The organism is Pantoea sp. CCBC3-3-1 (genome assembly GCF_007981265.1).
In the GTDB taxonomy this organism is placed as follows: domain Bacteria; phylum Pseudomonadota; class Gammaproteobacteria; order Enterobacterales; family Enterobacteriaceae; genus Erwinia.
Genome location: NZ_CP034363.1, coordinates 4,665,164 through 4,678,261, shown reverse-complemented (window position 1 = coordinate 4,678,261; position 13,098 = coordinate 4,665,164). Strand labels below are relative to the sequence as shown.

Here is a 13,098-nt window from a genome sequence, read left to right as displayed (position 1 = left end):
GGTGCAGGCCTGGGGAACCCTGGCCGCCCATAAAGACGCAAAAGCGGCGTTTCTGCCAGATCGGGTTGCGTCCGCCTTCAATACAAAATACCGCCAGCCTGTAAGGGCGATAGCGGTATTTTTTTGCCTGTTAAGCTTTTACTCGTCTTCTTCATCATGCAGCGGCACGATCAGCATGTCGATATGCACGGTATTGATCAGCTGGCGTGCAGAAGACATCAGCTTGCTCCAGAAATCCTGGTGATGGCCGCACACCACTAAATCCACATCATATTTCTTAATTGCATCGACCAGAACCTGGCCTAAATCACCGCTGCCGCTGAGGGTTTCGGAGATTGGATAGCCTGCGCTGCCAGACAAGTCGGTAAGCGCCGTATGCGTTTCTTCAGAGATACGTTTTTGCATGTCGCCGAGGTTAACGTCAATCAGGCCGGTATAGAGGTCGGAGTAATTAACATCGACGTGGATCAGAGAAACTTTGGCGTCATAGGGACGGGCCATGGAAACGGCTTTAGCGACCAGCAGCTTACTTTCTGGCGAAAGATCCACGGCAATCAGAATGTGTTTGTAAGACATAATGTTACTCCTTCCATTCAGTGCGACTGCGTCTTTGCAGACAAGGTTGTCTTTTTTGCATCATAACACATTGAAATAAGATGTAATGTTGAATGAGATGCGGGTTAACGAAGCGCTGGATGTCGCTTTCTTCTGCCTGATATTATAGACCCAATTGTTAACAAGTAACGCGTTGGGCGCTCCCTTTGCGAGCGGGATCAACCTCACGCGGCCTTTCTTTTTGCTGCTTGCTGAAAACATCGCTGGTAAAAATTTCAGCTCATCTCCTAAACTAAACAGTGACGATAAGCCATGCGCTACTGACCGTCGCTCTGTAGTTACAACAACAATTCCGTTTGGTTCATTGATGTGGCAGGCATGACTTCAAAAAGCTGTGTCCGGCGTTTTCCGCGGGAACGGCTTTTTTGATCGTTTGCCGGGAGGGGATCATGATTAGCACCATTGCACTCTTTTGGGCTCTTTGCGTTGTTTGTGTAGTGAACATGGCGCGCTATTTTTCCTCTTTGCGTGCATTACTGGTGGTACTTCGTGGGTGCGATCCTTTGTTGTACCAGTATGTTGACGGAGCGGGTTTTTTCACGTCACACGGCCAGCCGGGCAAACAGGTTCGCCTGGTGCGTTATATCTGGTCGCAACGCTATCGCGATCACCATGATGATGAATTTATTCGTCGCTGTGAGCGGGTGCGCGGCCAGTTCATTCTGACCAGTGCGCTGTGCGGCCTGGTGTTGATCAGCCTGGTGGGATTAATTATCTGGCACTAAGGGAGGCGCGGGTGAAGATGAAAACAAAAAGGGCGGGAACAAGTCCCGCCCTTTTACTTTCCGCTTAATCAGGAAATGATCTGCAGCGCAATCCAGTACAGCACGCCCGACAAGACTATCGAGACCGGCAGGGTAAACACCCAGGCCAGCAGGATATTTTTGATCGTGCGGCTCTGTACGCCGCCGCCATCAACCAGCATGGTGCCAGCGACGGAGGACGAAAGCACGTGAGTGGTCGATACCGGCATCCCGGTATAGCTTGCCACGCCAATCGAAACCGCCGCGGTCATCTGTGCGGACATACCCTGCGCGTAGGTCATGCCTTTCTTACCGATTTTTTCACCGATAGTCGTGGCAACACGACGCCAGCCAACCATGGTTCCCAGCGATAGCGCGAGCGCTACAGCGACGATGATCCACACCGGCGCATACTCAACGGTATTCAACAAATCGCCTTTCAGCTTGCTGAGGAAGCGTTTGTCGTCGCTGGTGGTATCCGGCAGTTTAGTGACTTTATCGGCCGTATCAGAGATACACATCAGCAGACGGCGCAGATGGCTACGCTGTTCAACGCTCAGCGCATCGTAGCTTTGCAGGTTATTCAACAGGCCCTGGGCGTGCTGAATAGCGGGCAGAGCACGGGCAGCATCACAGTGGAACTGCTGCGGACCGCCCGGACTTTCTTCCGGAGTCGGTACGGCAGGCGGTGCCATCTGAATGATATGCGTCAGAGAATCGGCATGCTGCTGATAATACTGATCCAGATGATTAACCGCATCACGGGTACGCGTAATGTCATAACCTGACGAATTCATATTCACCACGAAGCCAGCAGGCGCGACACCGATTAAGACCAGCATAATCAGGCCAATGCCTTTCTGACCATCGTTAGCGCCGTGAGAATAGCTCACGCCGATAGCAGAGATGATCAGTGCGATTCGTGTCCAGAACGGCGGCTTTTTCTTGCCGTCGATTTTTTCACGTTCCGCAGGCGTCATATGAATACGACGACGTTTTTTGGTCCCGCTCCAGCCCCGGCGCAGAATAAACACCAGGCCGCCGGCGATAACCAGGCCAACGATGGGAGAAATAACCAGCGACATAAAGATGCCGATCATTTTCGGGATGTTCAGCGCATCCACCACCGAGGTTCCGGTAAGCAGTGCGTTGGTCAGGCCAATGCCGATGATGGCCCCGATGAGGGTATGAGAACTGGAGGCCGGCAGACCGAAGTACCAGGTGCCGAGATTCCAGATAATAGCTGCCAGCAGCATGGAAAAGACCATGGCCAGCCCGTGAGCCGATCCCACATTGAGCAGCAGATCGGTGGGTAGCAAGTGAACGATAGCATAAGCAACGCTCAGCCCGCCCAGCAGTACGCCAAAGAAGTTGAATACCCCGGCCATGACTACCGCCAGTTGCGATCGCATTGCACGGGTGTATATCACTGTAGCCACTGCGTTTGCCGTGTCGTGGAAGCCGTTGATGGCCTCGTAGAACAAAACAAAAAGCAGAGCAATAACAAGAAACAGGCCGGTATGGTAATCAAGACCAGCAAACAGATGTAGCATAAGCGTTACGCCATTTTGGAGGACATGAACGCGGCGCATTATCAGCGAGAAACCGCGCCTGGGGAAAGTGAAATATAGACTTTTTTTGACATCAATGTGTTATTTGAGAGAAATATCGAACAAATTTCGGATGAAAATCATACGATTGCAAAATGTTTCGGCCCGTGACGCTTTTGTGACGCTGGCGGGAAGCGGGCCTTCTCATTACAATCAGCGTTTTTTGCGCAGTAGTCCGGAGAAGGTTGTGGAAAAGTTTGACGTTATCATCATTGGCGCTGGCGCAGCTGGCCTGTTCTGTGCCGCCCAGGCGGGGCAGCGTGGCAAACGCGTATTGCTGCTTGATAACGGCAAAAAAGCCGGACGTAAAATCCTGATGTCGGGCGGTGGACGCTGTAATTTTACCAACCTCTATACCGAACCGGCCGCTTATCTTTCGCATAATCCACACTTTTGTAAATCCGCGCTGGCGCGCTATACCCAGTGGGATTTTATCGACCTGGTTAATCGCCACGGTATCGCCTGGCATGAGAAAACGTTGGGGCAACTCTTCTGTGATGATTCCGCCCAGCAAATCGTCGAGCTGCTGCTGAAGGAGTGTGACGCGGGTAACGTTGCGTTGCGGCTGCGAAGTGAAGTGCTAAGCGTAGCGCGTGATGATACCGGTTATACGCTGGAGCTGAACGGCAGCGTGGTTCAGGCGGAGAAACTGGTCATCGCTTCTGGTGGCCTCTCCATGCCTGGCCTGGGCGCTTCACCATTCGGTTATAAAATCGCGGAGCAGTTTGGGCTTCCGGTATTTCCAACGCGCGCGGGCCTGGTGCCGTTTACGCTGCACAAGCCGCTACTGGAGCAGCTGCAAACCTTGTCTGGCGTGGCGGTGCCTTCGGTGATGACGGCCGAAGATGGCACGGTGTTTAAAGAAGCGCTGCTGTTTACCCATCGCGGGCTGTCTGGCCCGGCGGTACTGCAACTTTCCAGCTACTGGCAGCCTGGCGAATTTGTCACTATCAACCTTTCTCCTGAACGTGAGCTGAGCGGCTTTATTAACGAAGAACGCGAGATGCATCCCAATCAGAGCCTGAAAAACACGCTGGCAAAGGTGCTACCGCGTCGCCTGGTCGAATGCCTGCAACTGCTGGGCAGCGTACCTGAGTGCACGCTGAAGCAGCTCAACAGCCGTCAGCAAAGCGAACTGGTGGAGTCACTGCACAACTGGCGTGTGCAGCCAAACGGCACGGAAGGCTACCGTACGGCAGAAGTGACGCTGGGCGGCGTGGATACCCGCATGCTCTCTTCCAAAACGATGGAAGCGAAGGATGTGCCGGGCCTGTACTTTATTGGCGAGGTGGTCGACGTCACCGGCTGGCTCGGCGGCTACAACTTCCAGTGGGCCTGGAGTTCGGCCTGGGCTTGCGCGCAGGCGCTTTGAGAATAGGTTTAAACAGGCCCACTTGGGCCTTGTGAAATAAAAACGCTATGACCGGCGCGTAATTTTAGCGATAGCGGGATTTGCTGAGCGTGGTTGTTCCACTCTCATTATCTTGGGAAATGTAAAAGGCAGGCATTGTTTTGTTGCTACGTTCCCATCTTTCATCATGGCTGCTTTGCTCGACGCATTCGTAACCAAGTATCCTCAGGTAATCTCTGATTTGGTTAATATCCACCTTCTGGTGATAAACAATGCTACTTTCTTGCGGCTGACTGCCGTCCTGGGCAATCCAGGTGAAATGAACTTGTCTGGAAAGTCGTGGTGCATTTCTGATATCACTGTCGGTATAGAGATAGTATGCCCAAATATTTTTATGTGAATAACCTTCCCGTTGTGCGGCAATTTTCTGCATACTGTAATCAATCAACAGGAATGCACAGGCAACAATGACTGCGGTCGCTGCAATTTTTTTCTTCTTACTCATTTTTATCCCACCGCACTAGTGATGCCTGCCTTTTTGCTATTAATACGTACAATCTCATCGTTATCTATTATTTTATAGGGGGAGATTTGCGTCATAAACCTCGGGAGATTACCTTTAAAAGGGCGCGGGCACAGGAATTTTTGAGCCGGGTCAGGGAACAGTAATGGAAGAAATCCTGTATTTTTGAAATTTCCGACAGGGCCATAGTGATCCCAGCGGCGTAATGCTGCTTCCCTGGAGACAATCCGAAGTTCTCCCCAGTAATTGCGTGGGAAATTCACTCTATAAAAACCAAAAAGATTGGATATAAGATCTTCCCCGCTAAAACCGCTATCAGTATGCCAATTAAACCATATCATGGACTGCCAATTCTCAAATGCTATAGCAGTACTCATCATCATTGCCAATGCAATGCTTTGTCGCTCTTTTAATGAACGGCCTTTTTTTATCTGCCAAATATTAAATCTTCCTGTTACAAACCGACTAATCCTCATAGTCTGTTCATAGCGGACTTCATAGTAGGCTTTATTGCTGCTCTCACCTTGGGAAAATTGCGCCATAAGATTTCGAATATCGTCTCCTCTGGCATGTCCCATATCCAGCCACCCCAGAATTTCCGAGTAAATAAGCCCATGCCTTATTTCTTTTTCAGAACTGAATTTTGATGAATCCAGAATATCTTCACGCTTACTCATCCGTGTTACCTCACTTTCCTTGTTGAGCTAAGTTCCCACTTCCATTATCTAAATTAAAAAAACTAATTGGCAATCTTGCTATTTTGAAAAGGTTTAAAGGTTTTCCTGAGAAAGGTCAAGTTATACATTTGATTTTTTAAAACCCGTTTTTGGCGATTTTTCGGTAATGCTAAACAGCCACGAACCTGAATTTATCTACCCCAGGCTTCGACCGTTCATCACTTTCGCAAAGCCGCAGGTGGCCTCAACCTGCCTTGCAGTAAGCATGCTAAAGTTAGATTACTCAGAGAATCAAAAATTTACCCTGAAACGATCGCTGGTGAACTGTCTGATACTATGGGTTGTCTCACTGCTACCGGGAATTATCCCGCTTTCTGCTAATAGAGTTGGTTATGGATTATCTGGATTTCGCCGTTATTCTGCTGCAAATCGTATTGATTGATCTGCTTTTGGGAGGCGATAACGCCGTCGTTATCGCCATGGCCTGCCGCAAATTACCGCCTGAGCGGCAGAAAAAAGCTATCGTGCTCGGGACGGCAGGCGCGGTCATTGCACGCATCGTTTTGTTAGTGATTGCCGTTTATCTGCTCTCGGTACCCTGGCTGAAAATTGTCGGTGCGCTGTTGCTGTTGTGGATTGGCTGCAAGCTGGTGGCCAGCGAAGAAGACGATGCCGACATCGCCAGCGATAACCGACTTTGGAAAACCGTGCTGACGATCACTATGGCCGACGTAGTGATGTCCCTGGATAACGTGCTGGCGGTGGCCGCTGCCGGTAAAGGTAATCTCTGGCTGGTATCGTTTGGCGTGATTATCAGCATTCCGATTATTATGATGGGCAGCAAACTGGTGCTGGCGCTGCTGGGTCGCTTTCCCTTTATTGTTATGGTGGGTGGCGCGCTTATTGGCTGGATTGCCGGAAGTATGCTGGTCACCGATCCGGCGATTTTAAGGTACACCGCCGCTGTTCACTCTCTGCATATCATTGCCGGGACCGTTGGCGCGATGCTGGTCGTTCTGTATGGCCTGGCGAAAAATGCGCTCGCCCGACGATAGTCAGATGATCCACAAGGCGATCGGTCACTCACGGCAGCCGGATTTTTGCCTCGCTTCCCCAAAGCGACGATAAAGCCCGCAGCGGGGGGGAAGTCGGTGAACCTGGCGATGATCCTCTTCCAGCCATCGCCAGCAGCAATCCTTGTGCATCGGCTATTAACCGTCTTAACCGTTTATTAAACGGGAGTGGTTCCAGCACGGAAAAGGCTGTTTTAATTTTATTTATTTTATCTTTTCAAAAAAATGCAGGCGGGAAATTAAAAAAATAACGGAATATTTTAGTAAAAATTTAAGCAGTAATTTCTTAAAAAATAATTTCTTGATCGATAACATAATCCATTAAGATAGGCACGCCAGGAAGGCAGAGTGATTGATGGGAAGGACTTCGGACTGTATCCCTTTCATATTATAAAATCAGGCGCCCGCCAGTTACGCCTTTATCAGTTAAACGCCGCAATTGTGCTGATTTTAAAATCCTTCCTCGCAAAAAAGAACAGATAAATTCGTTCATCACTTTTGATTATTATGGATATTAACGAAAGGATGCATTATGGCGATGGAAGCAAAATATTTTTCTCTTAACTTATTAACGTTAGCGCTGTTTCCTCTTTGCAGTTATGCAGCTTCCCCCTGGTCGGTCACTGATGGATCGACGTACCAGGTTACTGAAAGCTACAGCTCCCGTGAAAAAGACGATTTTCCACTTAATGCGACAGGAACCGGCAGCACGTTAATTACGGATCCGGGACTCACCTTTACGACGGTGGATAGCGGCACCTTTGCGGCCAAACTTCGTGATGGCTCAAGCCTGGAACTGAATGATGCAACATTAACGACGGCGGGCGGCAGCGCGCACGGCGTTGATATGGAAAACGCGACCTTAACCATCAACACAGGCCGCTTTACGATCTCAGGCGCCAACAGTGCCGCGATTATGGCGACTAATAGCGATCTGATACTCAATGATGTCTCTGCACAACTGGATGGAAATTTAACACAGGGTATCAGACTGAATGGCGGTTCGCTAAAAGCCAGCGACCTGACGCTCAGCGCAACCGAAAAAACCAACAGGGTGATTTCTCTTTTTAGCGTCAGCGGCACCTTGAATGATGTGAATATAACTCAGCAGGCTGCAAGTAGTGATAACGCCCTCTTTCTGGACAGCAGTACCCTGACAGCCAGCAACATCACGATTAATGCTGCGACCACTGCTAAAGCCGCCATCAAAGTCGGAAACGGTACCGGAAACGACAACACGACGAGAAGTTCGCTGACGCTGGAAGACAGTACCATTAACACTGGTTTCGTGGGATTGCGGGCAATGAATGGTGATATGACGCTAACCAACGTCAACGTGCATACCACGCTGGCCAGCGGATACGCGCTGGATATCAATTCGCAGTCCAATACGATTCTCGAAGGCGGTAGCTACCTGACCGAGGGCACAGGAGCCGCAGGGGCAAATTTGGCCAATGCCACAACGACGCTTAACGCGACCAACAGCCGCTTCACTACTTCAGGCAGCGAGGCTCATGCGATTCAAGTACAGGCAGGTACGGCGACGTTAACCGATAGCGTGCTTACCACCTCGGGTGCTGAAGCTTATGGCGCGTTTACCGCTGCCAGCGGGCAACTGACCTTAACCGATTCAACCATCAACACCTCCGGTGAGGTCGGCCACGGTATTGTCTCCGGTGGGAATGTCTCCGGAGAAAATCTGACCCTTACCACATCGGGTGCTGAAGCTTATGGCGCGTTTACCGCTACCAGCGGGCAACTGACCTTAACCGATTCAACCATCAACACCTCCGGTGATGCCGGCCACGGTATTGTCTCCGGTGGGAATGTCTCCGGAGAAAATCTGACCCTTACCACATCGGGGACTGAAGCTTATGGCGCGTGGGCCGTAGATGGCGGGCAGCTGACCCTGAATGATTCCACTATTACCACAACCGGTGTTACCAGCTTTGGCCTGGCAGCCCGTAACGGCACCTTAACCGTGACGGATACCGATATAGAAACCTCAGCCAGTAACGGACGCGGGGTCTACATCAAGAAAACCAGCAGCCTGGATCTGAAAAATTCAACCATTACGACTTCTGGCGAGCTGGCGCACGGTCTCTATGCGGATAGCAGCAGCGCTGCCACCCTGGCAAATATCTCTCTCTCCACCGCTGGCGATGCCGCTTATGGCATGGTCATTGCGAACAGTACCGTGGAGAGCAGTAATGATACGGTTTCCACCCAGGGCGAAGGCAGCGCGGGGATTTACGCGGCGGCTGCCTCAACGGTCACTGCCAGTAATTTGACGCTGAATACCAGTGGAACGGATGCCCATGCACTCATTGCTTCGCTTTCCACCATGAAACTCACTGACAGCACGGTGACAACAACCGGTAACGCGGTGGGTCTGAATGTGCTTAATAGCGCGGACAACCAGCAAAGTACAATCACGCTGGATAATGTCGCGTTACGCAGCGAAGCGTCAACCGGCGTCTTAGTTAAGGGCGCGGTGCTTGACCTTGGACTTAGCAACGGCACCCTGGTATATGGCGGCGATGGCGTGGCATTAAGCATTCAGCCGACAACGTCGTCGGAAGGGGCGATCACTTACTCACAAGCTGACGTTACAGCGGATAACAATGTGACTTTACTGGGCGATGTGATTGCGGACAGCTACGACAGCACGCTTAATCTGTCGCTCTCCAACAGTTCAACGTTAAACGGTGCGACGCAGAACGTTAATCAGCTAATCCTCGACAATACCAGCAGCTGGCTGATCACCGGTGATTCAAACGTAAATAACCTGTTGCAGAACAAAGGCACCGCTATTTTTACCGGCGATTCTGGCTTCAGTACGCTAACCATCGATGGCGATCTGACCGGCTCGGGTCAGTTTGTAATGAATACGCAGCTTGGTGACGACAGTTCTGCCACCGACCGAATTCAGGTTAACGGCAGCGCGTCCGGGGATTACGTGCTGACGGTGAATAACAAAGGCGGACTTGGAGCGGCGACCAGCGCCGGGATTTTATTAGTCGACGTGGCTGGCGATGCGCAGGCGGCCACCTTTAACCTGCGCAATAACAGCGTTGTAGCAGGAAACTATGAGTATTTCCTCAACAATATCAACGATAACAGCTGGTATTTGCAGGCGAGCTATACGCCTGTCGATCCCGTAACGCCTGCTACCCCCGCGGATACTGCTGACCCGGCCATCCCGGCCGACACCGCTGAGCCGATTACTCCAGCCGATCCGGCGGAGACTACCGAACCCGACTCCCCGACAATCCCGACAGCGCCCGGACCAGTAACCTACAGGGCTGAAACGGCAGGCTACCTGATTGCGCCTTATCTCAATTCAGCCTACGGTTTTGCCACAATCGGCAGCTGGCATGAGCGGGTTGGGGCGGCACAGAAAGATCGCACGGCGTGGGGAAGGGTGTATGGCCGCCATGATAATTACCAGGCGGGGCGTTTTGCTTTTGATGTGAACACCGCGTTTGTTCAGCTGGGTGGCGATCTTCTGAAGAAGGATTTGGCAGAAAGCTGGCATGTGACGGCCGGTCCGATGATCACCCTTGGACACCAGACCAGCAGCAATAAGGACACGGCCCGTAGCGCGCGAGCAGGGCTGTCTGTGGACGTAGGAAAAATCGAGACCAACGCTTACGGCATCGGCGCCTATCTGACTTTCTGGAACGATAGCGGCGCGTATCTCGACAATGTTGCGCAGCTCACCCGCTACAGCAACAACTTCTCCAGCCAAACCAATGCCAAAATGGACAGCTACGCAACCGTGTTGTCGATGGAAGTGGGCAAGCCTTTTACGCTGGTGGATAAACTGAAGCTGGAACCTCAGCTTCAGGCAATGGGGCAGTATATGAACATCAGTCAAACCTACTCCAGCGGCGTTAAGCTGAAGGATCAAAACCTGATGATGGCGCAGCTACGTGAGGGAATAAGGCTGGTTTACGACGGGGCGAACATCAAGCCCTACATCCAGGGCGATGTGGTACAGATGCTGGGGCATACGCCAGGCATTGATATGAATAATGAAACGCTCAGGCCTGACGTCCGTCGGGGGTTTTGGCAGGCAAGCGCGGGCGTCAGCGCCAGTCTTAATCCCCGTTTCAGCGTCTATAGCCAGGTTAAATATTCCCACAGCTTCGGGCCGGGGAGCGAAGGTTATACCGGAAACCTGGGCCTCAAATATCAGTTCTAACAGCAAGATACCGCCTGAACGTGATTCAAGTGGGCCTTCGGGCCCATTTTTTACGCGGTTGCCGAAAGGAAGAAACAATTTTTGAAATTGCTAATAACAATGAAAATCATTATCATCCGCAACTATTAATATAAACAACAGTTGCTCAAAGATTCATGAAAACACCCTTCGCAGCACCTTATACCCTTTTTCGCACCCATGGAAAAACCTCGTTAATCGCTATCTTCTCACTTGTCAGCAGTCACGCCGCTGTGGCTGCTGAGAGCCAGACGTTAACGGTTAACGCCGACCAGGCTGAAAGCGGCAGCTACAGCCAGGATACCGCGACCACCGCAAGTAAAACGAAAACGCCACGTAACGAAACGCCGCAGTCCGTCAGCGTGGTCACCAGGCAAGTGGTTGATGACTATCAGGTTAAAACCGTTGATGACGCCATGAAATTTGTCAGTGGCGTTGCGCAGGGCAATACGCTGGGCGGCATTGAAGATGGCTCTGTTAAGCGCGGTTTTGGCTCCAATTCCGATGGCTCAATCTTTATTGACGGCGTACGCAGTAACCAGGGTCTGTCGATGGATTCGACGATCGACCACGTGGAAGTGCTGAAAGGCTCCTCTTCGCTGCTGTATGGGATCCTCAATCCCGGCGGCGTGATCAATCTGGTGAGTAAAAAACCGCAGTATGAATGGAATACGCACATTGCAGGTAGCACCAGCAGCGTGGGTGGCGGCAGCGGCTCCGTTGATATCACCGGGCCACTGGGCAACGGTTTTGCTTTTCGTCTGATCGCCGAGCGGCAGCGTGAAGATTACTGGCGCAACTTTGGCGTCAATGAACATACGCTTATCTCGCCTTCACTGAGCTGGTTTGGTGAAAAAGCCTCGTTCAATATCAGCTATACGGAATACAAGTTCGACGTCCCGGTCGATCGCGGGACGGCCTTTATCAATAAAAAGCCGGTTAATATTCCCTATAACGAACGTCTGGACGACAGTGCTAACCACGCTTACGGCAAAAACAAGCGCCTGAACGTTAATTACGCCTATAACCTGGATGAGACATGGCAAACACGCTTCAACTCCGCGTGGATGCAGCGTCGCTACGACAGTAATGAAGTGCGGGCAACGGCCATCGATACCACGACCGGCATCGTTTCGCGCCGTGCAGATGCCAACCGTGGCTTCAATCACCAGACCACTTATCTCTCCTGGGATATTGGCGGCAGCCCGGAAATCTTTGGCATGCAGCACGACGTCATGTTTGGTGCGGATTACGAGCAGAACGAAACCTACAAAGCTTATTCTTATCGCGGCAAGGTGTCGAAGACCTTCAACATGTACGATCCGGTCTATGGTGAAGAGCCGCCGGTCAATGCCAGTACCGTCTCCGATGCCCAGAGCAATCTACGCACCAATCTCTACAGCCGTTCGCTGTTTGCCAAAGACAGTATTCACCTGAACGACAAATGGATCGCGGTACTTGGCGGCCGCTATCAGCGCTATACCCAGACGGCCAGCAGCGGCTGGTCGAACCCGGCAACCACCCTGAACGACAGAGGCGATGCTTTTCTGCCGCAGATGGGGCTGGTCTATAAAGTGCTGCCGGATCTCTCGTTATACGGTAGCTACAGCCGCTCGTTTACGCCTTCGACCCAGACGGATGATGACGGCAACGTCGCCTCTACCGAGAAAGGGACGACGTATGAAGTGGGCGCTAAATGGCAGATGGTGCCGGCAGTTTCCGCCACGCTGGCGCTCTACCGCATCGACGAAAAAGACATGTCTGTGCTGATTAACGGCAGCACGCGCAACATTCCCAAAGCGCGCTCAACGGGCGCAGAAGTGGAAATTAACGGCGAGCTGGCACCGGACTGGAATCTGATCGCGACCTACAGCCACGATAAAACGGAAATCGTTGAGGATGACGTCAATCCGGACAACGTGGGTAACCGTCTGGTTAACGCACCCACCAATATGGCCAGCCTCTATCTGACTCACGGCATGCGCTTTTCCTGGCTGCCGGGCGAACTGCGCGTAGGTGGCGGCGCTCGTTATGTGGGCAACCGTGCTGGCGATCCGGAAAACAGTTTCACCATGCCGGACTACACCGTTGCCGATGCCTTCGTTGCCTGGGACAGCAAGCTGGTAGGCAAACACACTCAGCTGAAAGTGAACATCAACAACCTGTTCGACAAAGAGTATTATGAGTCGAGCGGCGGTAATCTGCGCGTCAGCGAAGGCGAGCCGCGCGTGGTTTACGTTTCTGCCGCAGTCGATTTCTGATCGCCGTTGCCCAAGGATAA

The 13,098-nt window shown here is 51.7% G+C and carries 9 protein-coding genes; 5 read left to right on the top strand and 4 right to left on the bottom strand.

The window, feature by feature from the left end; all coding sequences use genetic code 11:
- Positions 1 to 138 precede the first annotated feature (138 nt).
- On the bottom strand, positions 139 to 576 hold the full coding sequence (gene uspA / locus EHV07_RS21935; RefSeq protein WP_147200213.1) for a universal stress protein UspA: 438 nt from the start codon (positions 574 to 576) through the stop codon (positions 139 to 141).
- 428 nt (positions 577 to 1,004) lie between these two features.
- Here uspA and uspB point away from each other — a divergent pair, with 428 nt between their 5' ends.
- Positions 1,005 to 1,340: a universal stress protein UspB gene (uspB, locus tag EHV07_RS21930; RefSeq protein ID WP_147200212.1), complete on the top strand. Its 336-nt coding sequence runs from the start codon at positions 1,005 to 1,007 to the stop codon at positions 1,338 to 1,340.
- A gap of 68 nt (positions 1,341 to 1,408) precedes the next feature.
- On the opposite strand, the gene pitA is transcribed toward uspB, so the two are convergent.
- Positions 1,409 to 2,911: an inorganic phosphate transporter PitA gene (pitA, locus tag EHV07_RS21925; protein ID WP_147200211.1), complete on the bottom strand. Its 1,503-nt coding sequence runs from the start codon at positions 2,909 to 2,911 to the stop codon at positions 1,409 to 1,411.
- Positions 2,912 to 3,155: 244 nt separating this feature from the next.
- Between pitA and EHV07_RS21920 the strand changes: the two genes are divergently transcribed.
- Positions 3,156 to 4,340 (top strand): NAD(P)/FAD-dependent oxidoreductase, encoded by a 1,185-nt coding sequence (locus EHV07_RS21920; protein ID WP_147200698.1) that lies wholly within the window; start codon positions 3,156 to 3,158, stop codon positions 4,338 to 4,340.
- 64 nt (positions 4,341 to 4,404) lie between these two features.
- Here the strand turns inward: EHV07_RS21920 and EHV07_RS21915 are convergent, their stop codons facing one another.
- Both EHV07_RS21915 and EHV07_RS21910 read right to left on the bottom strand, forming a co-directional pair.
- Entirely contained in the window at positions 4,405 to 4,824 is a 420-nt protein-coding gene (locus EHV07_RS21915) for a hypothetical protein (RefSeq protein ID WP_147200210.1), read from the bottom strand.
- Between the two features lie 2 nt (positions 4,825 to 4,826).
- Positions 4,827 to 5,519 carry a hypothetical protein gene (locus EHV07_RS21910; RefSeq protein WP_147200209.1) on the bottom strand — a complete coding sequence of 231 codons (693 nt, stop codon included), beginning with the start codon at positions 5,517 to 5,519 and terminating at the stop codon, positions 4,827 to 4,829.
- A 392-nt stretch (positions 5,520 to 5,911) separates the two neighbouring features.
- Here EHV07_RS21910 and EHV07_RS21900 point away from each other — a divergent pair, with 392 nt between their 5' ends.
- The 3 genes from EHV07_RS21900 (at position 5,912) to EHV07_RS21890 (ending at position 13,078) form a co-directional block, all read left to right on the top strand.
- A complete protein-coding gene (locus EHV07_RS21900; RefSeq protein ID WP_147200208.1) occupies positions 5,912 to 6,574 on the top strand; it encodes a TerC family protein in 663 nt (220 codons plus the stop codon).
- Positions 6,575 to 7,124: 550 nt separating this feature from the next.
- Positions 7,125 to 10,799 (top strand): autotransporter outer membrane beta-barrel domain-containing protein, encoded by a 3,675-nt coding sequence (locus EHV07_RS21895; RefSeq protein ID WP_147200207.1) that lies wholly within the window; start codon positions 7,125 to 7,127, stop codon positions 10,797 to 10,799.
- A gap of 155 nt (positions 10,800 to 10,954) precedes the next feature.
- The gene (locus EHV07_RS21890; protein ID WP_147200206.1) at positions 10,955 to 13,078 is read left to right on the top strand and encodes a TonB-dependent siderophore receptor; all 2,124 of its coding nucleotides are present in this window, start codon (positions 10,955 to 10,957) and stop codon (positions 13,076 to 13,078) included.
- Positions 13,079 to 13,098 lie beyond the last annotated feature (20 nt).